Origin of the sequence: Neobacillus pocheonensis (assembly GCF_050477905.1) — a bacterium.
GTDB classification, from domain to species: Bacteria; Bacillota; Bacilli; order Bacillales; family Cytobacillaceae; genus Neobacillus; species Neobacillus pocheonensis_A.
In genome coordinates, this window is record NZ_JBCNAD010000015.1 from 69,145 (window position 1) to 93,262 (window position 24,118).

The 24,118-nt window shown below is 40.2% G+C and carries 24 protein-coding genes and 12 tRNA genes; 9 read left to right on the forward strand and 27 right to left on the reverse strand.

Annotation, left to right across the window (positions count from 1 at the left end; all coding sequences use genetic code 11):
* Positions 1-34: 34 nt before the first annotated feature.
* Together ABES02_RS08060 and ABES02_RS08065 are read right to left on the reverse strand one after the other, a co-directional pair.
* Positions 35-670, reverse strand: coding sequence for a DapH/DapD/GlmU-related protein (locus tag ABES02_RS08060; protein ID WP_430132883.1), 636 nt, complete (start codon positions 668-670; stop codon positions 35-37).
* 29 nt (positions 671-699) lie between these two features.
* Positions 700-2,004 (reverse strand): alkaline phosphatase, encoded by a 1,305-nt coding sequence (locus ABES02_RS08065; protein ID WP_430132885.1) that lies wholly within the window; start codon positions 2,002-2,004, stop codon positions 700-702.
* Between the two features lie 328 nt (positions 2,005-2,332).
* Here ABES02_RS08065 and ABES02_RS08070 point away from each other — a divergent pair, with 328 nt between their 5' ends.
* The 3 genes from ABES02_RS08070 to ABES02_RS08080 all read left to right on the forward strand — a co-directional run bounded on the left by ABES02_RS08070 (position 2,333) and on the right by ABES02_RS08080 (position 5,766).
* Complete coding sequence (locus tag ABES02_RS08070) at positions 2,333-3,475, forward strand: glycosyltransferase family 4 protein (RefSeq protein WP_430132887.1); 1,143 nt, start codon at positions 2,333-2,335, stop codon at positions 3,473-3,475.
* Positions 3,476-3,524: 49 nt separating this feature from the next.
* Positions 3,525-4,517, forward strand: coding sequence for a metal-dependent hydrolase (locus tag ABES02_RS08075; RefSeq protein ID WP_430132889.1), 993 nt, complete (start codon positions 3,525-3,527; stop codon positions 4,515-4,517).
* A gap of 322 nt (positions 4,518-4,839) precedes the next feature.
* Positions 4,840-5,766, forward strand: coding sequence for an AraC family transcriptional regulator (locus tag ABES02_RS08080; protein ID WP_430132891.1), 927 nt, complete (start codon positions 4,840-4,842; stop codon positions 5,764-5,766).
* Between the two features lie 15 nt (positions 5,767-5,781).
* Here ABES02_RS08080 and ABES02_RS08085 read toward each other — a convergent pair whose 3' ends face one another.
* Positions 5,782-6,996, reverse strand: a complete 1,215-nt coding sequence (locus ABES02_RS08085; RefSeq protein WP_430132893.1) for an MFS transporter — start codon at positions 6,994-6,996, stop codon at positions 5,782-5,784.
* Positions 6,997-7,167: 171 nt separating this feature from the next.
* Here ABES02_RS08085 and ABES02_RS08090 point away from each other — a divergent pair, with 171 nt between their 5' ends.
* Both ABES02_RS08090 and ABES02_RS08095 read left to right on the forward strand, forming a co-directional pair.
* Positions 7,168-8,250, forward strand: coding sequence for a branched-chain amino acid aminotransferase (locus ABES02_RS08090; protein WP_430132895.1), 1,083 nt, complete (start codon positions 7,168-7,170; stop codon positions 8,248-8,250).
* A gap of 119 nt (positions 8,251-8,369) precedes the next feature.
* A complete protein-coding gene (locus tag ABES02_RS08095) occupies positions 8,370-10,406 on the forward strand; it encodes a Na+/H+ antiporter (RefSeq protein WP_430132897.1) in 2,037 nt (678 codons plus the stop codon).
* A 222-nt stretch (positions 10,407-10,628) separates the two neighbouring features.
* Here the strand turns inward: ABES02_RS08095 and ABES02_RS08100 are convergent, their stop codons facing one another.
* Both ABES02_RS08100 and ABES02_RS08105 read right to left on the reverse strand, forming a co-directional pair.
* Positions 10,629-10,934 carry an ArsR/SmtB family transcription factor gene (locus ABES02_RS08100; RefSeq protein WP_430132899.1) on the reverse strand — a complete coding sequence of 102 codons (306 nt, stop codon included), beginning with the start codon at positions 10,932-10,934 and terminating at the stop codon, positions 10,629-10,631.
* A 44-nt stretch (positions 10,935-10,978) separates the two neighbouring features.
* On the reverse strand, positions 10,979-11,743 hold the full coding sequence (locus ABES02_RS08105) for an SDR family NAD(P)-dependent oxidoreductase (protein ID WP_430132901.1): 765 nt from the start codon (positions 11,741-11,743) through the stop codon (positions 10,979-10,981).
* A 144-nt stretch (positions 11,744-11,887) separates the two neighbouring features.
* Here ABES02_RS08105 and ABES02_RS08110 point away from each other — a divergent pair, with 144 nt between their 5' ends.
* Positions 11,888-12,064 carry a hypothetical protein gene (locus ABES02_RS08110; protein WP_430132903.1) on the forward strand — a complete coding sequence of 59 codons (177 nt, stop codon included), beginning with the start codon at positions 11,888-11,890 and terminating at the stop codon, positions 12,062-12,064.
* Positions 12,065-12,092: 28 nt separating this feature from the next.
* Here the strand turns inward: ABES02_RS08110 and ABES02_RS08115 are convergent, their stop codons facing one another.
* The 9 genes from ABES02_RS08115 to ABES02_RS08155 form a co-directional block, all read right to left on the reverse strand.
* A complete protein-coding gene (locus ABES02_RS08115; protein ID WP_430132904.1) occupies positions 12,093-13,064 on the reverse strand; it encodes an alpha/beta fold hydrolase in 972 nt (323 codons plus the stop codon).
* Between the two features lie 105 nt (positions 13,065-13,169).
* Positions 13,170-14,207 carry a sensor histidine kinase gene (locus ABES02_RS08120; protein ID WP_430132906.1) on the reverse strand — a complete coding sequence of 346 codons (1,038 nt, stop codon included), beginning with the start codon at positions 14,205-14,207 and terminating at the stop codon, positions 13,170-13,172.
* Positions 14,204-14,878 carry a response regulator transcription factor gene (locus ABES02_RS08125; protein WP_430132908.1) on the reverse strand — a complete coding sequence of 225 codons (675 nt, stop codon included), beginning with the start codon at positions 14,876-14,878 and terminating at the stop codon, positions 14,204-14,206. The genes ABES02_RS08120 and ABES02_RS08125 overlap by 4 nt, the downstream gene beginning before the upstream one ends.
* A gap of 15 nt (positions 14,879-14,893) precedes the next feature.
* Complete coding sequence (locus ABES02_RS08130) at positions 14,894-16,642, reverse strand: ABC transporter ATP-binding protein (protein ID WP_430132910.1); 1,749 nt, start codon at positions 16,640-16,642, stop codon at positions 14,894-14,896.
* Positions 16,643-16,824: 182 nt separating this feature from the next.
* Entirely contained in the window at positions 16,825-17,352 is a 528-nt protein-coding gene (locus ABES02_RS08135) for a response regulator (protein ID WP_430132912.1), read from the reverse strand.
* 83 nt (positions 17,353-17,435) lie between these two features.
* Complete coding sequence (locus tag ABES02_RS08140) at positions 17,436-18,467, reverse strand: fatty acid desaturase (protein ID WP_430132914.1); 1,032 nt, start codon at positions 18,465-18,467, stop codon at positions 17,436-17,438.
* Positions 18,468-18,722: 255 nt separating this feature from the next.
* Positions 18,723-19,274, reverse strand: a complete 552-nt coding sequence (locus ABES02_RS08145; RefSeq protein WP_430132916.1) for a PepSY-associated TM helix domain-containing protein — start codon at positions 19,272-19,274, stop codon at positions 18,723-18,725.
* A gap of 40 nt (positions 19,275-19,314) precedes the next feature.
* Positions 19,315-19,500 carry a hypothetical protein gene (locus ABES02_RS08150; protein ID WP_430132918.1) on the reverse strand — a complete coding sequence of 62 codons (186 nt, stop codon included), beginning with the start codon at positions 19,498-19,500 and terminating at the stop codon, positions 19,315-19,317.
* A gap of 4 nt (positions 19,501-19,504) precedes the next feature.
* Positions 19,505-19,840 (reverse strand): hypothetical protein, encoded by a 336-nt coding sequence (locus tag ABES02_RS08155; protein ID WP_430132919.1) that lies wholly within the window; start codon positions 19,838-19,840, stop codon positions 19,505-19,507.
* 218 nt (positions 19,841-20,058) lie between these two features.
* Between ABES02_RS08155 and ABES02_RS08160 the strand changes: the two genes are divergently transcribed.
* Both ABES02_RS08160 and ABES02_RS08165 read left to right on the forward strand, forming a co-directional pair.
* Positions 20,059-20,904: an RMD1 family protein gene (locus ABES02_RS08160; protein WP_430132921.1), complete on the forward strand. Its 846-nt coding sequence runs from the start codon at positions 20,059-20,061 to the stop codon at positions 20,902-20,904.
* A gap of 122 nt (positions 20,905-21,026) precedes the next feature.
* A complete protein-coding gene (locus ABES02_RS08165; protein ID WP_430132923.1) occupies positions 21,027-21,347 on the forward strand; it encodes a COX15/CtaA family protein in 321 nt (106 codons plus the stop codon).
* A 39-nt stretch (positions 21,348-21,386) separates the two neighbouring features.
* On the opposite strand, the gene ABES02_RS08170 is transcribed toward ABES02_RS08165, so the two are convergent.
* Complete coding sequence (locus tag ABES02_RS08170) at positions 21,387-21,845, reverse strand: DinB family protein (RefSeq protein WP_430132927.1); 459 nt, start codon at positions 21,843-21,845, stop codon at positions 21,387-21,389.
* A 217-nt stretch (positions 21,846-22,062) separates the two neighbouring features.
* On the opposite strand from ABES02_RS08170, the gene ABES02_RS08175 reads away from it, so the two are divergent.
* Positions 22,063-22,692, forward strand: a complete 630-nt coding sequence (locus ABES02_RS08175; RefSeq protein ID WP_430132925.1) for a histidine phosphatase family protein — start codon at positions 22,063-22,065, stop codon at positions 22,690-22,692.
* A gap of 69 nt (positions 22,693-22,761) precedes the next feature.
* On the opposite strand, the gene ABES02_RS08180 is transcribed toward ABES02_RS08175, so the two are convergent.
* The 12 genes from ABES02_RS08180 to ABES02_RS08235 form a co-directional block, all read right to left on the reverse strand.
* Positions 22,762-22,835: transfer RNA gene (locus ABES02_RS08180), tRNA-Ile, on the reverse strand.
* Positions 22,836-22,840: 5 nt separating this feature from the next.
* Positions 22,841-22,914, reverse strand: a tRNA-Gly gene (locus tag ABES02_RS08185).
* Between the two features lie 19 nt (positions 22,915-22,933).
* Positions 22,934-23,008 (reverse strand) — tRNA-Gln (locus ABES02_RS08190).
* A gap of 14 nt (positions 23,009-23,022) precedes the next feature.
* A tRNA-His gene (locus ABES02_RS08195) sits at positions 23,023-23,098 on the reverse strand.
* A 43-nt stretch (positions 23,099-23,141) separates the two neighbouring features.
* A tRNA-Asp gene (locus ABES02_RS08200) sits at positions 23,142-23,218 on the reverse strand.
* A gap of 3 nt (positions 23,219-23,221) precedes the next feature.
* Positions 23,222-23,295: transfer RNA gene (locus tag ABES02_RS08205), tRNA-Met, on the reverse strand.
* Positions 23,296-23,459: 164 nt separating this feature from the next.
* Positions 23,460-23,552, reverse strand: a tRNA-Ser gene (locus tag ABES02_RS08210).
* A gap of 17 nt (positions 23,553-23,569) precedes the next feature.
* Positions 23,570-23,646: transfer RNA gene (locus ABES02_RS08215), tRNA-Met, on the reverse strand.
* A 28-nt stretch (positions 23,647-23,674) separates the two neighbouring features.
* Positions 23,675-23,751 (reverse strand) — tRNA-Pro (locus ABES02_RS08220).
* Positions 23,752-23,760: 9 nt separating this feature from the next.
* Positions 23,761-23,837 (reverse strand) — tRNA-Arg (locus ABES02_RS08225).
* Positions 23,838-23,873: 36 nt separating this feature from the next.
* A tRNA-Val gene (locus ABES02_RS08230) sits at positions 23,874-23,949 on the reverse strand.
* Between the two features lie 39 nt (positions 23,950-23,988).
* Positions 23,989-24,063, reverse strand: a tRNA-Glu gene (locus tag ABES02_RS08235).
* Positions 24,064-24,118 lie beyond the last annotated feature (55 nt).

Genomic DNA, 24,118 nt, shown 5'->3' on the forward strand with positions numbered 1-24,118 from the left:
TTTGGATACACCGCCTTCAGCCAAGTTATCTATTTTACTGCCCATATTTTTCGAGAAAGGCTTCAACATCATTGAGATCATTAAAGAGTTTTTCCATCATATCACGCGGCCAATTCCACCAGGCAATTCGCTGTAATTTATCGGCAATCTCCCTAGAGAAACGTTCCTTAATCGGTTTTGCAGGAACTCCGGCAACGATGGTGTAAGGCTCGACGTCTTTTGTAACGACTGCTCCTGCAGCAATGACGGCACCTGTTCCGACCTTGACACCCTTCATGATAATCGCCCCGTGACCAATCCATACATCATGGCCAATTTTCACACGATTTAACCGGCGCCCGTTAAATATTTCCTCATCATCCGTCTCAGCGAATCCATAAGCTATTCGACGATAAGTCATGTGATGCTGGGTTACACGGTCTATTGGATGATGAACAGGGTTAATGCAGACATGAGAGGCAATTGAACAATACTTTCCTATTTCCGCATAGTTAATGGTTACATCATCCATTGTATATGTGTAATCCTCAATTTTAGATTCAATGATCACATTATTTGGACCAAACGATGTCCAATCCCCTGCGTAACTATTGATGATTTGACTGCTTAAGTGGATCGAAGGCACAGGTGACAGCTTTTTATCTTTAAAAGGCTCGTGAATAAAATTCAATTAAACCAGCCCCCTCTATATTCACTTGATTAATCCATAATTTGAAACAGAATATTCGCAATATCACTATTCTCCATTCTGCCGCTAAATAAATGTCTATTTAGACCATAGGCATAAATGGGAACATCCTCTCCCGTATGTCCTTTTGTTGTCCAGCCCGTGCTGGAATAGTGATTAATAACATTAATAAGTGCTTCCTTGGTATCTTCCACTTCCATTTCTAACGTTGATTTTATGATTTCCAAGTCTGCATCATGAAGGGGAAAGTGCATATGATACTTTAATGTCTCCATATCCATTGTTTCATGCAATCGTGTGGCAATCACAAACGGTGTGGAGGTAATTGATTTTATGACACTTGGATTCCACCTATAGTTATCATTCCGATCGATGCTCATCCCTCCTGTTGAGTGATCAGCCGTCGCAATCACAATCGTATCTTCCCGATTTACTGCAAACTTTACCGCTTCTTTAAAAGCAGCCTCAAAGTCTTTAACCTCGCTCATTGCCCCTACGATATCATTGTCATGTCCCGCCCAATCTATTTGGCTTCCCTCAACTAAAAGAAAAAAACCGTTGGGATTTTGCTGCAAGCGTTCAAGGGCGGCTTTCGTCATTTGGGCAAGCGATGGAACAGTCTGCCCGCGATCAATCTGTTTTGGCAGTTCAATGGGGGCGAATAAGCCCAGCAGCATCTCGTTATTGTTCGTTACAAGCTCTTGTAAAGTGGTGACATAACCAAAATCATTTCTAACAAACTCTTCTATTAAATTTCGATCTTTTCGATCGAAATAAGAAGTGCCTCCCCCCAGTATCACATCGATTTTCTGTTTCCCCTCAATACGTTCATCCAAATAATCATCGGCAATTTGATCATATTGCTCTCTTGATTCTATATGCGCCGCAAACGCTGCTAAAGTGGCGTGATTGACCTGACTTGTTCCAACAAGCCCCGTCGATTTGCCTCGAAATTTGGCATATTCTAAAACGGTCGGTACGGTTTGTTTATCAATGTTTAGACCAAGGGCTCCATTAAAGGTTTTATAACCCGTGGATAAAGCGGTTCCTGCTGCTGCCGAATCGGTAATATTACTTTCTGTATCTAATGAATAGGTTGATTGGGTACCGACAAAGTATTGATCAAATATGGTCGGGTTCATTATCCCTTTATTAGAATCATGATTAAAATAACGCAGTCCAGTAGTATAAGAAAATCCCATTCCATCGCCAATGAGGAGGATCACATTTTTTACTCTTTGAGTTCCGAGGTATTTCACCATTGGATTGAATGGATTCAAACCATTATCATGCTGCCAAGCGGTGGATTTTAACAAGGTTAACAACACCTTCCTTTTTCAGGAGTTTTTAATTTTTAGAAATCCAACGAACTACTGGTGACAATACTTTTATAACATAAAAAAAAGAAAAACAATCGGGCAGCACAATAGTTTTACAAAAAATCAAAAAATTCTTAACAATGTATTCCTAACTTGAATATACAGAATCTTTACAATTAATTAACAGTATCTCAAGAAGAATAGTCCCCTCTATCTAATACAATAAAGGGGACTCGATTACTTGGAAGGAGTAGATGAAAATGACGATTAAGGGTCCTTTGATGGCCTTTTGTGTGTTTTCTACATTTTTGTGGGGGAGTAGTTTATGAGAATTGCAATTTTCACTGATACCTTCCATCCAGACATCAATGGGGTTGCGCGGACACTTAAACATTTTACCAACTACTTAGAAAGCCAAAACATCACCTATAAAGTCTTTGCACCGGATTCTCTTTCCAATGAATATGTTTCTTCACATATTCGCCGTTTTAAAAGCTTTTCTTTTTTCTTATATCCTGAATGCCGCCTGGCTTTTCCCAACCTTTTCCGGATCAAATCTGAATTAGAAAAGTTCTCCCCAGATATTATCCATGTCGCTACACCCTTCAATATGGGACTTTGCGGCGTTTATCTTTCTAAAAAATTGAATTTACCACTCGTCGGTTCCTATCACACCGACTTTGATTATTACTTACGATTCTATGACCTTCAATTTCTTTCAAAAATCGTTTGGAAATACATGAAATGGTTCCATAAACCCTTTAAGAAATTATTCGTCCCTTCTAGTGAAACGTTAATACAGCTCAAACGTCACGGATTTGCTCACTTAGAAATTTGGCCAGGCGGTGTGGATTGCCAGCTTTTTCACCCTTTTTACGAAAAACAGGCTATTCGTGAGGAATTAGGAATTTCAAAAAAGTACCTTCTTACCTATGTGGGCCGATTAGCGCCAGAAAAAGATGTGGAAACACTCCTGGCTGTTGCTAAAGCAATGCCGGCAGATCTGAATGAACAAATTCAATGGTATGTTGTTGGGGACGGTCCACTAAGGAAAGAACTTCAAAAAGAAGCGCCCTCTAACATGACCTTTACCGGATACTTAACAGGAGAACGGCTAGCAGAAATCTACTCGGCATCAGACTTATTTGTATTTCCTTCTCCTACTGAAACCTTTGGAAATGTCGTGATTGAAGCCCTGGCAAGTGGTACACCCGTTATAACCGCAAATTCCGGTGGTGTAAAAAATATTATTAAGTCAGGGGTAACAGGCTATTTGTGTGAAACGGGCAATGAAGCGGAGTTCGTAAACGCTATTTTGAAGCTTTTAGAAAATGACATTCTGCGAAGTACATTTGGGATAGAGGGAAGAAATTATGCCTTGACACAAAGCTGGGATAAGATTTTTGCCCATTTACTTTGGCATTATAGGAGCATTGTCGAGGAACCAAACATACAAAAATACGCTTGATTATGGCTTTGAGAAGGTGTAACAATCAGTAAACTTAAGGAGTGATCGAGTGGATACGTTTTCTCATGTTTTGATGGGCTTAGGCATTGGTGCGCTGGCTCAAATTGATCCAATTGTTGCCGACAGTGCTACCTTAACACAAGCTGTCGTTTTAGGTGCAGTGATTGGTTCCAATGCACCTGATTTTGACGTTCTTTATCGTCTGAAGGGAAAGGGAAGCTATTTCAGAAATCACAGAGGCCTGTCCCACTCACTTCCTGCTCTTCCTTTATGGGGTATCATTGTTTCAGGCCTGCTATACCCATTCTTTGCTGGCACTGGATTTCTCCATTTATTTTTATGGACATTTTTGGCGGTGCTTCTACATGTGCTTTTTGATTTATTCAATATGCACGGCACGCAAATCCTGAAGCCTTTTTCCCGAAAATGGATTGCCTTTGATTCAATCCCTTTAATGGATCCTCCAATTTTATTGCTCCATTTTTTAGGGTTTGTTTTGCTCTTATTTTATCAGGCAGGAATAACCTTTTTGATCATTTATGTATTTATTTTTCTGTATCTTGCGCTAAGAACTTTTTCCACTGCAGCAGCAAAAAAACATTTACAGGAACACTTTATTAGGGCAGTCCGTATTAAATTAATTCCGAGTTTAGCCCTATTTAAATGGAATATTATCATCGAAACAGATGCGGATTTCTTATTTGGCGTCTATTCAGTTAATAGGCTCGCCATTGAACATACTCTTTCTAAAAAAATCGACTTTCCCGCATTGGTATCAGACAGTACAAATAACAAGTGCGTTTCCGATTTTCTTTCCGGTACAACTTTCGCTTATCCATTTGTTGTTGTTAGAAAAAACGGATATTTGGTCTACTGGAAGGATCTCCGTTTTCGAACAAAAAAATTTTTTCCTAACCTTGCTATCATGTTTATTTCCTCTGATAGCAAAAGAAAGAATAGCTTTATAGGCAAGATCAACAATGTAAAGCAATACAGAAAAGTGTTAAGGAGCTTAACGGACTCCTCTTCATCTATTAAGTAAAAATTAGCAATAAGTGATGATGAATGTTCTTTGACAAGCCTAAAGAGAAATATTATTTAATATCATTGAATATATATAGCTAATATGTTAAATAACATTTTCACTGGAAAGGGGCATATTAGTTATGGATTATTGCATTTCTTGTGGAATGGAACTGTCAATCATGGAGAGGAATAGGGCTGAATGCTGGGAGTGCCGGGATACAACAACGGAAGCTTACGAAGAAGAAGAATAATAATCCGAGTTTAAAAAGCTGTCCTTACCAGGTTGTAAGCGACAGCTTTTTTTCCCTATCCAATTTACAAATCACCGCGAATCGTTAATGATTAAACCAGAGGTGATTCCTATTCAACAATTAACCATCTTACAGCAAGTCATTGATTATATTGAGGACCATATAAAAGAGGAAATCGATCCTTTGACATTAGCGGAAATGGCAGGGTACTCCCCCTATCATTTTTATCGGATTTTTCATAAGCATATTGGTTATACCGTGATGGATTATGTGTTAAAAAGAAAACTCCAGTTTGCCTTGCATGAATTAGTACATGGAGAAAAGATCATTCAAATTGCTCTGGATTATGGTTTTGATACCCATTCTGGTTTTACCAAAGCCTTTAAGCGATGCTTTGGAAGTCCGCCAAGCTTATATAAACTACATTGCCCAAGATCGCTGCCGCAAAAATTAGACTTGATGAGCCTCCACGAAAAAAATATTGGCGGCATTGTGATGCAGCCTAAGATTGTAACTAGACAAGCTTTTTCCGTTGCTGGTAAAGCATTTGAAAGTGTCATAGATAATGTATCATATACCCGAGATTTGCCTGCCTATTGGGACCAAAAAGGGCTGACAGATGGTTCAACGGAAAGATTGCTCTATCAATTATTAGCTCCCAAAAAGCATGGAGAATATTGCATCAATTTAAGCAGGCCTGAACATGAAGATCGATTTACCTATTTATTTGCAGTTGATTTTGATGAGGATGTGCAGCTACCGGACGAGCTGATCCATTTGCTTATTCCAGCTGCAACGTATGCCATCTTTAGGACTCCCCTTGTTGGTGTAGACCAGTTTGTTCCAGCCATTAAAGGAACATGGAGGTATATTTTAGAGGATTGGCTACCGCAATCCCCTTATGAAGTGGATGAAGCGGTTTACGATTTTGAATACTATGATGAACACTGCCACTACTGGGAATTTGAAAAAATATATATGGAAATCCACATTCCTATTAAAGAAAGAGAGTGAAATCGCATCACTCTCTTATTTTTTCAAAATTCGACTATATAAAAATAGGACAGGCGATAAAATGATGGAACAAACCAAAATAGCTGTTTTGATCGTGAAGTTTAAGGCAATAAGACCAATAACCGGGCCGCCGCTAATTTGACCAATCGCATCCACTTGGCCTTTAACGGAAAAGAAGGTAGCACGTGTCGAGGAATCCGGTATCATTTGATTCAGCCAAATTTCCTCAAGCGGATGCATTACATACCTAACAACTTGGATTACAATATAAAAGATTAGTAAACTAACTAGATAACTCGATAATGCAAACCCTATTAAGGAGCTGATAATTAGTATACTTCCTGCAAAAAGTGCAAAATAAATAGATTTTAATTTTTCATGGATCGAGCCCTTACTAATAAACTGGAGTACTGCAAACGATAGAACTACTACGATAAATTGAATTCCGCCAACAACCATCACTAATTTTCCCTCGGTTATATTGATAGCATCAAAAATATGAGAAATCCATAACCGATCGAAGCCTTCACTATAAAACCCAAAAAACAAAGCAATGAGAAAAAGGATTCTCATGAGGGAACTATTTTTAGAAAAAGTGATAATTCGACTCATGTTATCTCGAATACTTTCCCATGTAGAAACTCTTTCTGCGCGGTCCGCTGGCTTAAAATGCTCTTCCTTCATAAAGAAAAATAATAAGACAGAAAGTCCTGCCATACCAATCCCACCCAATACGATAGGCAGATTAATCATAAAATATCCAGTCAACATACTTAACGGGATAGCAATAATTTTTCCAAGATTCCCCGCCTTCGCCCCTTCTATAAAAGCGAGAGAGGCACGCTCTTCTCCCATTTCATCGGCAATCCAAGCTTGCTGCGAACCGCTTGTAAAGGTATAACCGATTCCCCACACAATCTGGGCAGCGATAACCGTCATAAAATACGGAAACAAGCCCTCTATGATAAAGCCAATTCCGATTAAAAAGTAACCAATCATGATAGATAGTTTCCGACTCTTCAAATCCGAAACGATGCCCGTTGGAATTTCAAACAGGAAAACGGATACCTCCAAAACCGTTCCGACTAAAACTAGCTGCAGTGGATCGAGCTTTACGATTTCTACTTGATATAACAAGTTCATAGTAAAGATAAAGGTAAAGAATAATTGTGATAGGAAACAGGTATAAATATAGACTTTATAAGAATCTTTTTTGAAAAATAACTTCATTTTCTTTCCCCCCTTATGTCATTATAAAGAGGCTGGAAATTGAAATCTGTTCCAAATTTGCGGAAATATGGACTTAATCATACTAAAGCGTCAGAGAGTCTCAGACACGATTTGAATTTCTTTGGTGTATAATTAAAATGGTAAACAATAGAATGGATAAGAGGTGTGATAATGAAACAAGAAATTGCATTTATTCAAAGAGAAGCATTAAAGGTAAAGCCAGATTCGGCTTCACTTGGTTTCGGTAAGTATTACAGCGATTATATGTTTGTTATGGATTTTCATGCTGAACTCGGCTGGCATGATCCGCGAATCATCCCTTACGCTCCATTAACACTTGATCCGGCAGCAATGGTTTTTCACTATGGACAAGCCATCTTTGAAGGATTAAAGGCTTATAAAAAAGCAGATGGTACCATCCAGCTCTTCCGTCCGGAAAAAAATATGAGCCGATTGAATGAATCATGCGACAGGTTATGCATTCCGCAAATTGATGAAGATTTTTTATTAAAAGCGATTAAACAATTAATTTTTACAGAAAAAGATTGGATTCCTGAAGGTGAAGGGCAATCACTTTACATTCGCCCGTTTATTATCGCAACGGAAGCCTACCTTGGAGTCCGCCCTGCCCGCCAGTATCAATTGCTCGTTATCCTCTCTCCGTCAGGAGCCTATTATGGCGACCAATTAAGTCCTGTGAAAATTTACGTAGAAGAGCAGTACGTCCGGGCCGTAATTGGTGGAGTCGGGCATGTAAAGACCGCGGGAAATTATGCCGCCAGCTTGAAGGCACAAGAAAAGGCAGATGCCAATGGGTTTGCCCAAATCCTTTGGCTAGATGCAAAAGAAAACAAGTATGTTGAAGAAGTTGGTAGTATGAATATTTTCTTCAAGATTAATGGTGAAGTGGTAACACCAAAATTAAATGGCAGCATTTTACCTGGTGTAACCCGTGATTCGGTTATTCAACTATTAAAGTATTGGAATGTGCCAGTAAGTGAAGCTAGAATTTCCATTGAGGAAGTCTATGCGGCCCATGAGCGCGGTGAATTGGAAGAAGTCTTTGGAGCAGGAACGGCAGCCGTTATATCTCCCGTTGGCGAATTAAATTGGAATGGTCATACTATCGTCATCAACGATCATCAAATCGGCCAACTATCCCAGGACATTTATGATGAAATTACTGGAATACAGCTTGGACAAAAAGAAGATCCATTTAATTGGACGGTCAAAATTGACACTGTCGAAGTTTAATAAACCTTTGAAAAGATGCTGGCTCACGCTGTTAAAGGATAAAAGCGTGAGCTAGGCATTTTTTTTTTAGCGTAGAAAAATAGAGATTTTCACATAATATCTTTGAAAGGGGCGGCACCATGGAATTTTTCCTCATCATCCTATTACTACTCTCCATTATTGGATTATCCAGTTTTATCAATCATTTTTTGCCCTATATACCGGTACCGCTTGTGCAAATTGCATTGGGTATTTTGCTTGCTTCCCTTCCGCTTGGCATTCAAGTGCCCATGGAACCAGAGTTGTTTTTCGTTCTATTTATCGCCCCATTGCTATTTCATGATGGAAAAAATGTTTCTAGGCACGCCATATGGAAATTACGAAAGCCCATTTTATTGCTAGCGCTTGGTCTAGTGTTTGTTACCGTATTCGTTATTGGCTATTTAATACATTGGCTGGTCCCAACGATTCCATTGCCGGCCGCATTTGCCTTAGCAGCTATTCTTTCTCCCACGGATGTTGTTGCGGTTAGTGCTATTTCAAGCAGGGTGAAGATACCACATACGATTATGCATATTCTTGAAGGGGAAGGGTTGATGAACGACGCCTCCGGTTTAGTGGCGTTTAAATTTGCTGTAGCCGCAGCTGTTACCGGCATTTTTTCGTTAACACAGGCAAGCTGGAGCTTTTTAGTGATTTCGATTGGCGGTTTTTTGGGAGGTGCATTTCTTGCCTTCCTCATAATTCGGTTGAAAATTTTTATTCGGCGGCTCGGCATGGAGGATGTGACGATTCACATGCTCATCCAGCTTCTTACCCCTTTCGTGATATTTTATGTCATTGAGCATTTTCATCTTTCCGGCATTCTATCCGTTGTCGCAGCAGGCATTGTCCATACGATTTCCCGGGACCGGGATCAATCCCCTGCGATGCAGCTGCAAGTGGTTTCCCAAAGTACTTGGACAGTGCTTATCTATATTTTGAACGGTTTGGTGTTTGTGCTGTTAGGCTTGCAAATTCCAAGTGTTTTAAATGAGATTTTCAAGGACCCGATGTTTAATAATTGGGAAGTGAGCAAGTATATTATCATTATTACTGCTGCCCTTCTCCTCCTTCGCTTCATATGGATAAGCATAGCCTGGCAGCGAGGATGGCTGTTAAAAAAGCAGCTTCAAATGCCTTCGATGAAAGCGATTGGCATCCTTACGATTTCCGGCGTAAGAGGAGCGGTCACACTGGCAGGTGCGTTTACCATTCCCTATGTGCTAGCGGATGGGAGTCCATTTCCAGAGCGTTCATTAATTCTCTTTATAGCTGCTGGGGTTATATTGGTGACGCTTATTGCTGCGAGCATCTTCTTGCCGATTCTTGCTAGGACAGAAAAAGAAAACACGGAAGAGCTTAGAGAGGAAATGGAGAGGTTTGCTATGATTCTGACCGTTGATGCGGCCATTCGCTCCATCCGGGAATTGATGGATGATGACAATCGCGGAGCCGCTGTATCGGTCATCACAGCTTACAATCAAATCCGAAACCGCCTAACGAATGTGAGTGTAGAACACTCTGACCGCCAGAAATTAGCGGAAACTGAAATCCGGATGAAGGCTCTTGATGCAGAGGAAGACTACTTTGAAAAATTGCAAAAAGAAGGAAAAGTAGATTTTGAAACTACCTATTTTATTGAAGAGCATATTCACCGAATGAGGCTGGCTGTTACCAATCGAATGCAATACAGAAGATTATTCTTTTGGACCTTGATTAAAAGGAGTGTATATAACCTTTTTCAGCTTTTTGTGCCAAAAAACCAGGAGCGGCTTAAAAATCGTAAAGCAAAAGCGAAAAAGATTATCCAGCTAAAAGCTAACATGGCCCATGCCGCGATTCAGTATTTGAAAGAACAGATGACACTTGAAAATGAACATAGCTATTTGGCCATTATCGGGGAGTATAATGAAATGATGATGAAATTTAAGCTTGCCAAGAAAAGCGGGGATTCTACCCAATACACCCAGATGCAAAGGGAACTACGAGTCAAGGCCTTTCAAGCAGAACGGGATGAAATTCAGAATTTGTACGAAGAAGGAGAAATCACTATCGACGTAACCCGGAAAATTCGTAAGCAGATTAATATTAGGGAAGCGTATTGGATGGAAGAGACTAGCTTGCAATCACATTAATTTTTCTAGTGGCGGGCACTGTGAAGCCTCGACAGTGACCGTGAGCCGCTTTTCTACCTGACTTCGGGCACTGTGAACCCCTCGTCAGTTACCGTGTGCTGCTTTTCTACCTGGCCGCGGGCACTGTGAACCTTCGACAGTTACCGTGAGCCGCTTTTCTACCTGGTAGCAGGCACTGTGAACTCTTAATAGTAATCGCTAGCCACTTTTTTTTACCCCAATTTATAGAATGCACTCACTCTCCACAATTTCTATCAGCTGTTTCAATTGCTTCACACTTTGATTTAACGAAAGGGAGTAATAGCGCTGTGTCCCTTTTTGTTCTAGTTTTACAAGATGATTATCGCGCATGATTTTTAAATGATGGGAAATGGCTGGGCGTGACAGATTCGATTGTTCAGCAATTTCATTTACACTTAACGGCTCACGTTCTGCCAGCAGAAGAATGATATCCTGTCTTGCTGGATCACTTAAGGCATTAAATAACGGTATACATGCTCTAAAAACATCAATTGCTTGCTGTGCCATATATAAATTTTCCTCCAAGCTCATTTATCTCAGTCCTGCAAAAACTACTTTTCACCTGCAACATACTTAGCAATTTTAGCAGCTAAGCTTCTTGGCATAAATTTAGCTCCTAGTGCTCCAGCCTTATTAAATCCTCCTGTCACAATCACGCGTTTCCCGCTCTTCAATGCTTCATACCCTTGCTTCGCTACTAAATCAGAGGCCATCGCTCGACTGAACATTTTTGTGCCTTCAACACTGGCCACAGCACCGAAATTTGTTTTCGTTGGACCTGGGCACAGGGTAGTCACAGTGACATTGCTGCCCGAGAGCTCTTCTACAAGTGCTTCCGAAAACGATAGGACATATGCTTTGGTTGCATAATAGACGGCCATTTTCGGACCAGGCTGAAAGGCCGCAGTGCTGGCAACATTTAAAATTCTGCCGCTGTTCTTTTGTTTCATTTTTTGCAGGCAATAATAGGTTAATTCCGTCAGTGCAGATATATTTAATTGAATCATATTTAGCTGTTTTTGAAAATTCAATTCCTCAAACTTACCCATTAATCCAAACCCAGCATTGTTAACAAGTACATCAATATCAATACCTCTAGTTTCTATTTCATCAAAAACTTCTTTGGCTGCACCATGTATACTTAAATCCTTCGAGATAGCAGTGACCTCTAAATTTGGATACGTTCGCTTAATTTCCTCAAGTTTTTTATCGTTTCTTGCAACTAGTACAAGATTATAGCCATCCTTGGCAAACAGTCTTACAAACTCAAAACCTAATCCGCTTGTTGCCCCTGTAATTAATGCTGTCTTTTTCATAGTTATAATCCTCCTTCGTCTTTTTAAATGTTTAAACGTTTAAACATATGATAATTTATAAAGCACTTTGCGTCAACACTTACATTTAATAGAATAAATTCACGTTATCAGGATAACCTAATCTTGCTTAGGGGGTGACAAGCAATGTCGAACGAAACAAACCATAATAATCGAAGTGTCTCTGAGGGGATTAAAGAAACGGCAGGAGCTGCCTTTCATGCGGTGCACAGCGCATTAGAAACTACAGAAAATGTAGCAATGAATGCAGTAGACGCAACAGCAAATGCGGTCAACAATTTAGCAAAAGATAATAATAAATAAGACCACCGGCCAGTGGTCTTTTTTTTACCTAACGTTGTGTTTGGGTTAATACTAGTTCCACAAACTTATCGTTTTCTTCAAACAAAGGGGAATGGGCAGATTTCTCAAACCAGACCCAGGTTTTGTTTTTTGCATCAACGGAATCAAACCAACCTCTTGCTGTTTCAGTCGGTACCTGAAGATCATGTCTTCCCATTATAAGCGTAATGGGTACATCTAATTGTTGGACTTCTTCACTCAAATCCAGCTTTCTCATTTCCCCCATAAGCTGGGTAAGACTAAAATATTGCCCTTTAAAAAAACGAACAATGTCGAGGAATGTATATTCCTTACTTTTTAATAATTTTTTCAAAAAGGTATTTACTAGTTTTCCGTTGTGGGAGATGCCTCCGCCAAACAAATCTACATATCTTTGGTGGATTCGATCATGCTTTAAATTCCGCCATGGCGGTTTTCCAATCTCAGTTAATTGAGTAACAGCCTTCTGGTTATTTAATTCCTTTGCTTTTTCCAAAACTAATTCGTATGAAACTTCTTCAATTTTACTCATGCTGATTACTTGAGAAATACCAATATAATGATGAAAGTGCTCTGGATGGCGATGAATGGCCAGCAGTCCTAAAATGGTTCCCCATGAATGCCCGATTAAATATATTTTCTCCTGATGGAATTCCTTTTTTAAGAAATTGATTAATCCTAATGTATCATTTAGTAATTGCTCAATCTTTAACTCAGTCTTTGCCACTTCTTTTGTATAGGACAGGCCCGCTCCTCTTTGGTCCCAATTGACAACAATGAAATGCTTTTCTAATTCCTTTTGATAGTCTCCTATAATCCCAATTTGACCTGTTCCTGGCCCGCCGTGTAAAAAAAGTAAAACTGGCTTTGATTTATCTTCTGCACGAATGGAAATCCACTGTTGTATGCCGCCTAATTTGATGGGTTTGAGCTCCGAAATGGCATTTTCTTTATGTATTAGTGCCGTTTTCCGTGTAAACATACGTTATCCCCTCTTTTATTAACATTAACTATTATGACTATTTTCCTTCAATTTACTTCATCTTCCAATAATTGTCTACAAAAATAAAAAAGGGGTAAGCCCCCTTTAAATTATGGTTATAGAAATGGTCGTTCCTTTTCCCTCTTCACTCTCAACATCAATAATCCCTTTATGCATATCTATTATTTTTTTCACGATGGACAGCCCTAAACCACTGCCGCCTTTTGAACGCTCTCTCGCTTTATCTGCTTTATAAAAGCGTTCAAATATATGAACTTGGTCCTTCTTCGATATGCCAATTCCCGTATCGGAAATGGTTATGACTGCTTTGTCCTCAACCTGAGTTAACCGAACCCGAATTTTCCCAGAGTTAGGAGTGAATTTAATACTATTATGAATCAAATTAGTCCAAACCTGATTCATCAAGTCCTCATCAGCGGAAATCGTGACTTTTTCAAGCATGACATCCAATTCAAGGTCTTTTTCCACCCAATTGGGTTCACAGGCCAAGATAACCGTTCTTAATTGCTGGTCCAGACGATAAGTTTTTCGTGCAAAGGGATGATGCTCCGATTCCAGCGAAGTTAGCTTTAAGAGATTATCGCTTAATTTGGATAACCTTCTGCTTTCAGTTTCAATCACATTTAGATAATGGCTGCGTTCTTCGCTTGTTAACTCATCATTTTGAAGAGCGCGGGCAAAACCACTAATGGAAGTTAACGGTGACTGAATTTCATGAGAGACATTCGAAATAAATTCCTGCCGCATGTCTTCCATTTCCTTTAATTGTTTGGCCATATGATTAATATGATCAATGAGCGTTTTAAAAGGATCGTCTCTTTTCAGCGTCTCCAACTGGACATTAAAGTCACCCCTGGCAATACTTCTAAGTGCATCAATGACTTCCTGAAAAAGATTACGCTGCTTAGAGCGGATAATTTTTGAAAAGCCAATCCCAATACCTGCAAAAATAAAAAAGCCAAGTATAGTCGTAATTAAATGCTGCACATAATTCGACGGATGAAAACTGAACAAATTTAAAAGGTAGGCAGTAAGAAAGTAAGATGCCGAAAAACTAATCGTGATCATTACTAAAAACATGGAAAAACCATATAAATGTTGAAAAAGCTTTCTTCTCTTCATGACTTCACCTCAAGACGATATCCTAACCCGCGTATGGTCTGAATCCGGAAAGGGAACTCATCTTCAGAAAATCGTTCTCTTAGTCTCTTTATATGAACATCAACCGTGCGATCGTCGCCCTCATAATCAAAGCCCCAAATATCTGCAATTAAGTCTTCCCTTGAAAACGTCTTTCCAGGATAAAGAGCTAATTTAAACAATACCTCGAATTCTTTCAACGGAATGGTGTATTCCTGCTCGTTAAAAGAGATTTCATGTGTTTTGCGATTTAACTTAAATTCACCCATTTCAATGGTTTGTGAGGTAGTTATGTTATACCTTTTTAGTAAAGCCTTGACCCGCGCCACTAACTCAATCGGGTCAAAGGGCTTCACAAGGTAATCGTCCGCTCCAAGTTCAAACCCCTTCACCTTTTGAGTGGTTTCCCCTTTGGCTGTTAACATTAGGATGGGAATATCACTATACCCCCTTAACTCTCGGCATAACTCCCAGCCGTCCATGTTTGGCATCATGATGTCGATAATGGCTAAATCCATCTTGATTTTTCCCATTACTTTTAGTGCCTTTACACCATCTGAAGCCTCATAAACCTCAAACCCCTCCTTTTTTAGAAAAAGGAGGACAAGCTCTCGAATATTTGCATCGTCATCGACCATTAGTAATTTCGCCACTCTGCCCCATTCCCTTTACACAATTTCTTTCATTCGTAATTGCTGTGCTGCAAATTCACGATACAAAGAGTGAGTTTGCAACAACTGTTCATGTGTACCGCTTCCTGTAAGTTTTCCTTTTTCCAAAAAGATAATTTGATCGGCATCAATGACTGTTGATAAACGGTGGGCAATAATCAGGGTGGTTCTCCCCTTCATCAAATTCTGCAAGGCCTGCTGAACAACTAGTTCCGATTTGCTATCAAGACTCGAGGTTGCTTCATCTAGCATTATTATTTTCGGGTCCCTTAAAAAGGCTCTTGCGATTGCGATTCTTTGTCTTTGACCACCCGATAATTTCATTCCTCTTTCCCCGACCTCAGTTTCATAACCCTTTGGCAGCTCGGAAATAAATGTATCGGCATACGCCATTTTTGCCACCCGATGTATCTCAGCATCCTCCACGATTCTATCGATTCCATAACAAATATTATCACGGATGGTTCCTGAAATAATCGAGCTTTCCTGTGATACATACCCAATTTTACTCCGCCACGATTGCAGGGAAAAATGATTAATCGAGTCTTTGCCAAGACGGATTGCACCACCATGAGGCTGATAAAAACGCTCCAGTAACGAGAAAAGCGTCGTTTTTCCACTGCCGCTTGGACCTACGATCGCGGTTACCTTTCCCGCCTCTACAGAAAAGCTTATATCCTGAAGCACTGTTTTTCCATTATTATAAGAAAAATGAAGATGATCCACGACAATAGCCTGGTTCAAGTTTTCAATCTGATGCTCAGCGGAATCATATTCTTCAAGCGAATCCATAATGGCGATAATCCGCTCTGTTGCCCCCGTTGTTTTGTTAAATTGAGTAATGAATCCAGCGATTTGCCCCATCGGCATGACAATCTGAAAAAGATACATAATGAAAGCCACTAAATCACCCGCTGTTAATGCTCCTGATGAAACCCTCATTCCACCGTAGCCAAGAATGACAACAAGTAATACCATAATGACCAGACCAATGAGCGGAGTGATTAACGCTTGAATCCTAGCCTCTTTTAACCCGTATTGAAGCAATTGGGTAATCCCTGTTTTTCCATTCTTATACTCCAAGGATTCCGCATTGGATGCTTTGACAAGGCGAATTTCAGATAACACTTGCTGGAGAACCGAAGTAAATCGGGCCGTTTCGTCCTGCATCCCTTTCGATACCTGATGCATTTTCTTCCCTAATACCATTAAAATTACAGCGGAAAGTGGAATCGCAATAAACATCAGCAAGGTCATTTTCCAATCCAAAATCAGCAATACCACGAGTGAGCCAATGATGGAAATGATTCCTGTTATAAATCCAGAGAGATGCTCAGTAATTAATCCTTTTACTACGGCCGTATCATTTGTCATCCGGCTAACGGTATCACCTGATTGATGCTCATCATAAAAACCAACCGGAAGGACAAGCAGCTTCTTCCATAGTCGATCTCTTATACCCGCCACAACAGATTGACCAATCTTACTTAAGAGATAAATGGAAACACCGCTAGCTATTGCTTGAATCGAAAGAGCAGCAACAAGCAAAAGGATTTTCCCTGTGCTTAATGCACTAATCGAAAAATCATTAATCAAATTTTTTGTAAACAGCGGAACCAATAGTCCCACTAGTGTTGTACTAACGCTTAATAATAATGCGATAGAAATGAAGAGTTTAGACGGTTTTGTCTGTTGAACCAAGCCAATAAATTGGTGCCAGCCTTTTTGTTTCTTTCTTTCTGACATATCTATTTACATCCTTTCTATAGTTGACATACATTCGCTTTCCACTTTATAAAAAGGATTATACAAAAGATATATGAATTGAATATGAACTGGCGAGATAATTTCCTAAACAAAATAAAAACTCCTTCCCACAAGAGAAAAGAGTTTTTCGTGATATGATATAACATTTCATTTTTGAAAATCTATCCTGCAGGCAGCTTCATCTTATCCCAAATGGTTGAAAAATAATTTCTGACCGTTCCAAATTTGGTTCTTTGCCTATTAATTTCAGCGGACGCCCGCTCTTGGATGTTGATTTTCTGTACCTCGCCGTTATGAGCATCGTCCATTAGTTCGGGACTGTAGATTCTCTTTCCAGCCATAATGCTGCGAATCGAGCAGGCTAACTCCTCGCTCGGACCATCCTTCAATAAATAGCCTCTTACATCCGCATTTAAAGCCCGCTCAAAATACCCAGATCTTGCAAAGGTTGTTAATATAATAATTTTGCATCCTGATGATTTTAACGCTTCCGCTGCCTCAAGTCCGCTCTTTTCAGGCATTTCGATATCCATAATACAAACATCTGGCTTTAATCTTTGTGTAAGAAAAAGCGCCTCTTCTCCATTGCTAGCCTGCCCGACCACTTCCATATCATCTTCCAAATTTAGCAGGGAACCCATTGCTGCTAACAGCATTTCTTGATCTTCTGCAATGACAATTCGAATCATGTGAATGTTCTCTCCTTATCGGGCAGCGGCCATGAAACAAAGACTCCCCGAAATAAAAGGAGAGTCAGCCGTTGATGGTAAAATTAAAGTTCAGGTTTTACTCGCACTGAAATGCTTTTTTTAGTTAGTGCTTTCACTTCTTTAAAGGTCACAAAATTCTTTCTTTCCTCATCCCATAGGCGGAAACGAAGAGATTTCAAGCTTGTTGCAAGGGTAATCGTCGGAACGTTTTGTAATGGAGGCGTATGCTTGTGTGCCTCTTCCAGTTTGTAGTTCGGTACCCTTGGACTTAAATGGTGAACATGATGAAAGCCAATATTTCCAGTCAGGAATTGCATAAGTTTTGGAAGCTTATAAAAAGAACTTCCTTCTACTGCTGCTTTTACATATTCCCAGTCCTTATCTTCTTCAAAATAAGAATCTTCGAAAGTATGCTGAACGTAGAACAACCAAATGCCAGCCGCACCTGAGATCATGAAAATGGAACCTTGAACTAATAGAAACGACTGCCAGCCAATTGCCCAGATGAGTAATCCAATGACAGCTGCAATCAGAATATTGGTTAAATAAGTGTTATTGCGTTCCTTCTGTTTCGCACCTTTTCGGTTAAATCGATTTTTAAGAAGGAAAACATAAATCGGTCCTAATCCAAACATAACGAAAGGATTGCGATAAAAACGGTAAGCTAAACGAGTTCGAAGCGGTGCTGCTATATATTCATCCACTGTCATGGTCCAAATATCACCTGTACCGCGCTTATCCAAGTTACCACTTGTCGCGTGGTGAACAGAATGTTCATGGCCCCATTGATCAAACGGGAATAAAGTGAGAACGCCCATTGATGTCCCAACTATTCTATTGGCCCGGCGGCTCTTAAAAAAAGAATGATGGGTGCAGTCGTGAAAAATAATGAATATCCTTGTCAGAAACCCTGCAGCTATCACCATCGGAACTAATGCTAACCAATAAGAAACGGACAGACTGATATAGGCTAAGAACCATAAAATAATAAATGGTGCCACTGTGTTAATTATCTGCCAAACACTTTCTTTTGTAGTTGATTTTTCAAAGGGAGCAACTTGTTTTCTTAGGTTTTTTGTGTCTTGTAAGGTCATTTTAATGGAATTCCCTTCTTTTAATGTGTCGTTAGTTAAATTATAAGGAAAGGGAGTTGGACTTATAAGTAGCAGGTGTCATGTACAGGACATGATAAATGTCATGTTTAAGATAATTTTTTCTCCCTGATCATTATCCAAAATAGCGATACATCGAGGAATGACGCTGTTTGATGACCTTTTATAAATTTTTTCAAAAAAACAAAAAAAGAGCAGGTTCATTACACCCACTCAGCTAACAACAATGACTTTACACTACGCAACTTCATTTTCCATCCGATCTTTTTTTCTTTTTTTAACACCTAGAACTTTTATTGAGAGATAAATACCTGATCCAGTTAAGAAAATCATCGCAATGGCGGTAAGGTCTATTAACCATTTAATGTTCGTAGTTCCTATTCTTCCTTCGTGAAGACCTTTAATAATGCTCATGAATGATCCTTGCGAATTTTCTCCTCCTGGGCCAAAAGCGCCGCGTCCACCTTGACCTGGGAACTGGCCATTTGTCTTGGCCCCAGTTTGACCTTGAGTCTGACCGCTTGTATTGTCCTGGCTATTTCCATTGGATTGGTTGTTTGTATTAGGCTGAGTTTGCCCATTCGTCTGGGATTGTGTTTGTCCGGATGCTTGGCTTGAATCTCCATTTATCCCAGGCATTTGCCCAGGCTGAAAATTCCCCATTCTTTCCGTCTGTGTTTGTCCGATAAGCCATGGTTCATTCATTAACAACCCTGTAATCGACTCCATGAGTATAAATATTGAACAAATTAACCCAATCCATAAGTGTGCTTTTCTCATTTTTTTCATCTATCATTTCTCCTCTTTCATTATTTACTTGGGCACAAACTTAATTACCGCTCTTTCCATTTCCACTTGGTGCTCCCATGCCACCGCCACTAGGTGGCATGCCGCCTCCGTCCATGCCGCCCATGCCTTTCATCATTCCGCCTTGATTATTGGAGGTGGAGCTTCCGGTTGTAAGCTCCGGTAATTGGATGGTGTCACCCTCGCTTACACCTTCTGTTATTTCCACATATTCATCGGTAGAAATCCCGGTTTTCATCTGCAGAGGCGGTGATGGGATCACTATCATCAGTAAAGGTAATAAGCTCCTCGCCTTCACTTACTTCCTCACCTGCTGTAACCAGCACTTCATCAATTTCGTTATTATCAATTGTTGATTTAATATCCTGGCTTGTAACCGGCTCAACCGTACCAAAACCGCTTATGTTCACTTCTAACTTTCCTTTTTGAACGACTGCGGTTCGTGTCTGTGTGGTCACTTCAGTGCTGCTTGACTTTGATTTAACCCACTGATACCCTACAAACCCGATTACTATTACACTTACTATGATCCAAATCCCCTTTTTCATCTCCTGCTCCCTTCGGCCATAAGTTATTATTTGATGAGCCTATTATCACGTGCATTCCTTAACTTATACTTAAAAAAATAAACGAACAGTGATAGTAACTGTTCGTTTTTTTGCCTCTACCGCTCATTTAACGCGTGTATTCTTGATATAAACATGTTTTTGAAAAAATAGAATAAAATATATCAGAAAAATTCATTTCACTGAAAGAGTGATAAAAAATGAAAGAAATAACCTTTAAAGCCTTCGCCCTTACGAATGAAATTGATTTGAACTCAATCGCCATTCATTGCGGTATTCCTAAAAAATTCACCTGGGAAGAGCCATTAATTCTAAAAGGCGAAATTTTAAACTCTATTCTTGATACGAAATTGGACGAATCGCAAATGGTGTTGGTTTTTTCTTTTGGCAGCATTGTCTTCATTAATCACTCCCACACCGATGAAATTAAGGGCTTATTGAAATTTGTCCAGTCCTTCGAGCCGGACATTGATATTGGAAAAGCCGACAGATATACCGACGATTACAGCCTTCATATCCAAGAAACGGAAACCATCGAGTTAACCGACGAATATGTGGTGGTTCCCGAGTATGAAGTGTTTTACCCGGAATTAATTTCGACGGTGCTTGCAAAATCAGTAGCACTCGAGAAAGCAGAGGAACAGCTTGGAAAAATTCATGACAAACTCGAGACCATGATTGAACGGTTGGAAAAAGGGAAACTACGAATCGGCAATAAAGAACTGGCAAGAACGACCGCGATCATCCTTCGTCACGAGTATAATACCCTTGCCTATATCATGATTTTAGATAAGCCTGATATCACTTGGACCAGCAACGATGCCAGCCAATTTTACGACAGGATGGGTGACTTTTTCGAATTAAACGATCGGTATAAAATTTTAAAGAGTAAAACGGAAATTTTATATAACATTATGGATGGTTTTTCGACCATCAGCCATTCAATTAGAGGACTTTTCGTGGAATGGATTGTCGTGATTCTCATTGTCATTGAAATTGTGATTACGATTTTAGAGATTGGCGGTTGGCTTCCTTCAAAACCATAAATGAAAACCAAATTCACAAAACGTTCACAAAAAACCTCCTTAACGTTAAAGAATTATGGTCATAATGCTAATGCGAAACATGGGGATGTTTTCGTAAAAAGCTACTTTAAGGAGGGGTGAGCGTGACAATAAAGCGTTTAGCTTTGTTAACCATTTTGCTCACATATTTATTAATTGTCTTTGGAGGCTATGTGGCCTCATCAAAATCGGGAATGGGATGTGGACCTGAATGGCCCTTATGTAATGGTGACGTGGTTCCCACTTTACATGGTGACACGTTGATTGAATTCACACACAGGGTAATTGGGGCCGTTCTTGGAATTGTTTCTATTATTCTCTTCGCAAAAATTCTGCGTTCGGAAGCAGGTTCAATGGTTCATACTCTAGTATATTGGATGCTAGCCTTACTGTACTGCACCCCAAAAGTTAGATTTCAACTCTAACTTTTGGGGTGCAGTACATGAAGATGGTGCCCCATTATTTCAAAATTTCCTTTTTATCATTTTTTTTATAATACGGATCTGACCTCTGTGGCTCAATTCGTCTTCGAACACATGAAACCATTTGAAAAAATTGTTTGCAGGGCGGTCATGCCAAAACGGAGATTGCTGATATAACCATTCATCAGGTAAAGATCTAAATCTTTCGATTGTTGTATTTCTAACTTTGGATAATTCTTGTAGATAATAATCAACTGTTTTTCCTTTAAATTGTTCCCTTCCAAGGCTCCCTAAGTCAAGCGCAGGCAATAAAAGGCTAAGCTCCTCATCCGTAAGATCGCGATTTTCAAAGGTTTCAATCTGATATGCTTTTTCCACGGCAGCAAAATGAGCAAGCAGCATGCCGACCGAATTCGCTTCCTCATCATAAAGGAAGTCCAACTCTTCAACCGTTAAATCCTTCACCGCATCTATTGTCGTTGCTCTTGTATAATTCATCATTGAAACTAACTTGCTGAATTCCAACCCTAAACCTTCTTTTTGATCAATTAAATATAATGTTTCTATGTCTACGTTCAATACCTTCACCCCAACATTTTAAATACTGACTTCCTACTATTATTCTGTTTAAAACTGGAGAATCCTTCAAAAAGGTGCCTGACACCATCTCATTTCGTGGTAGAATGCTAATTATAATCTAGAAAAAGTAGGTGTTTAAGTGTCGGAAACCAAAAAAGTAACACTTTATTTTGTCCGTCATGGTGAAACGCAATTTAATGTAGAAAAACGGATGCAAGGACATGCCGATTCCCCGCTTACTGAAAAGGGAGTCGCACAGGCCCGGGCTGTTGGAAGAGGCCTATCGGATATTGAATTCAAAGCGGCCTATTGCAGTGAGAGCCAGCGTGTGATTGATACAGCCAATCATGCTCTTGGAGTTCGGAAAATACCGCTATCGACTGATGCACGTCTTAAAGAAATGAACTTTGGTTTACTTGAATCATTAATGATATCCGAAATTACCGCTCGATATGGGAATATACTTGAGACTTTATTTAGTCTTACTGATTTTAATCTGGCTGCTCCTGAAGGTGAGTCCTATTCACAACTCTATTCACGTACTTGTTTAGCGATTGATGAGATTCTTAAAAATCATGAGCGGGAAGGCGGAAATATTCTTGTATTCTCTCATGGTGTAACTATCGGAAATTACTTAATGCAATTAACTAAAAGTCAAAAGTATCTCCACCATGATAATTGCAGTGTTTCAGTAGTCAGCTATAAGAACGGGGAATTTGAGATTGAACGCTTGGCGGATACATCTTTTAGAGAGCGCGGAGCAAATTGAAAAGTAAAAGAGAGAGCGATTACTTTATTAGTAATCGCTCTCTAAATTGAAAATATTATGTATTTGTAATGGGCCTAAATGGACTCGAACCATCGACCTCACGCTTATCAGGCGTGCGCTCTAACCAGCTGAGCTATAGGCCCAAAATTGGAGCGGGTGATGAGAATCGAACTCACAACATCAGCTTGGAAGGCTGAGGTTTTACCACTAAACTACACCCGCTCATTAAAAATAAATAAGATGGCTGGGCTAGCTGGATTTGAACCAACGCATGTCGCAGTCAAAGTGCGATGCCTTACCGCTTGGCTATAGCCCAATAGAAAAAATTAATGGGGCGACTGATGGGAATCGAACCCACGAATGTCGGAACCACAATCCGATGCGTTAACCACTTCGCCACAATCGCCAAAATCTATATATCAATAGCAGCAAATCTGCTAGGAAAAAAATGGCGGTCTGGACGGGACTCGAACCCGCGACCTCCTGCGTGACAGGCAGGCATTCTAACCAACTGAACTACCAGACCAAATTGCGGGGACAGGATTTGAACCTGCGACCTTCGGGTTATGAGCCCGACGAGCTACCGGACTGCTCCACCCCGCGACGATAAGAAAACCATATATGATGTTCATGCCCTTAGTTGCATGAACTGTATCAATCTCAGAAAGCTTATTCAAGCAGCGGCTCGATTGATACAACTCGCAGATTATTCATAGAAGCAACGCTCGTTGCTCCACCCCGCGACGATAAAAAAATAAATTTAATAATGGAGGAGGAAGAGGGATTCGAACCCCCGCGCGGTTTGACCCGCCTGTCGGTTTTCAAGACCGATCCCTTCAGCCAGACTTGGGTATTCCTCCGTTTTATAAAAACAATTTGGTAGCGGCGGAGGGGATCGAACCCCCGACCTTACGGGTATGAACCGTACGCTCTAGCCAGCTGAGCTACACCGCCAAAAAAATATATTCTTGTAAACTGCGACTGGTCGGGAAGACAGGATTCGAACCTGCGACCCCTTGGTCCCAAACCAAGTGCTCTACCAAGCTGAGCTACTTCCCGAAAAAAATATGGCGCGCCCGAAAGGAGTCGAACCCATAACCTTCTGATCCGTAGTCAGACGCTCTATCCAATTGAGCTACGGGCGCATAGTGAAAATTATTTTCGCTTTCGCGAAAAAATTATGGTGGAGGATGACGGGATCGAACCGCCGACCCTCTGCTTGTAAGGCAGATGCTCTCCCAGCTGAGCTAATCCTCCAAATTAATGAACTTCATTTTCGCTATCACGAAAAAATTTTGGTGACCCCTACGGGATTCGAACCCGTGTTACCGCCGTGAAAGGGCGGTGTCTTAACCGCTTGACCAAGGGGCCTAACTGTATATTTCAGCATAATAATAGCCCCCATGGGGCTTAGCCTGGCAACGTC

What these genes read in the sequence shown, in the direction of transcription:
- ABES02_RS08145 (WP_430132916.1), bottom strand. Translation starts at nt 19,274, where the DNA reads ATGAAAAAAATGAGAAAAGCACACTTATGGATTGGGTTAATTTGTTCA.
- ABES02_RS08160 (WP_430132921.1), top strand. Translation starts at nt 20,059, where the DNA reads ATGAAAGAAATAACCTTTAAAGCCTTCGCCCTTACGAATGAAATTGAT.
- ABES02_RS08110 (WP_430132903.1), top strand. Translation starts at nt 11,888, where the DNA reads ATGTCGAACGAAACAAACCATAATAATCGAAGTGTCTCTGAGGGGATT.
- ABES02_RS08070 (WP_430132887.1), top strand. Translation starts at nt 2,333, where the DNA reads ATGAGAATTGCAATTTTCACTGATACCTTCCATCCAGACATCAATGGG.
- ABES02_RS08135 (WP_430132912.1), bottom strand. Translation starts at nt 17,352, where the DNA reads ATGATTCGAATTGTCATTGCAGAAGATCAAGAAATGCTGTTAGCAGCA.
- ABES02_RS08155 (WP_430132919.1), bottom strand. Translation starts at nt 19,840, where the DNA reads ATGAAAAAGGGGATTTGGATCATAGTAAGTGTAATAGTAATCGGGTTT.
- ABES02_RS08130 (WP_430132910.1), bottom strand. Translation starts at nt 16,642, where the DNA reads ATGTCAGAAAGAAAGAAACAAAAAGGCTGGCACCAATTTATTGGCTTG.
- ABES02_RS08085 (WP_430132893.1), bottom strand. Translation starts at nt 6,996, where the DNA reads ATGAAGTTATTTTTCAAAAAAGATTCTTATAAAGTCTATATTTATACC.
- ABES02_RS08140 (WP_430132914.1), bottom strand. Translation starts at nt 18,467, where the DNA reads ATGACCTTACAAGACACAAAAAACCTAAGAAAACAAGTTGCTCCCTTT.
- ABES02_RS08170 (WP_430132927.1), bottom strand. Translation starts at nt 21,845, where the DNA reads ATGATGAATTATACAAGAGCAACGACAATAGATGCGGTGAAGGATTTA.
- ABES02_RS08100 (WP_430132899.1), bottom strand. Translation starts at nt 10,934, where the DNA reads ATGGCACAGCAAGCAATTGATGTTTTTAGAGCATGTATACCGTTATTT.
- ABES02_RS08095 (WP_430132897.1), top strand. Translation starts at nt 8,370, where the DNA reads ATGGAATTTTTCCTCATCATCCTATTACTACTCTCCATTATTGGATTA.
- ABES02_RS08090 (WP_430132895.1), top strand. Translation starts at nt 7,168, where the DNA reads ATGAAACAAGAAATTGCATTTATTCAAAGAGAAGCATTAAAGGTAAAG.
- ABES02_RS08080 (WP_430132891.1), top strand. Translation starts at nt 4,840, where the DNA reads ATGATTAAACCAGAGGTGATTCCTATTCAACAATTAACCATCTTACAG.
- ABES02_RS08120 (WP_430132906.1), bottom strand. Translation starts at nt 14,207, where the DNA reads ATGAAGAGAAGAAAGCTTTTTCAACATTTATATGGTTTTTCCATGTTT.
- ABES02_RS08115 (WP_430132904.1), bottom strand. Translation starts at nt 13,064, where the DNA reads ATGTTTACACGGAAAACGGCACTAATACATAAAGAAAATGCCATTTCG.
- ABES02_RS08105 (WP_430132901.1), bottom strand. Translation starts at nt 11,743, where the DNA reads ATGAAAAAGACAGCATTAATTACAGGGGCAACAAGCGGATTAGGTTTT.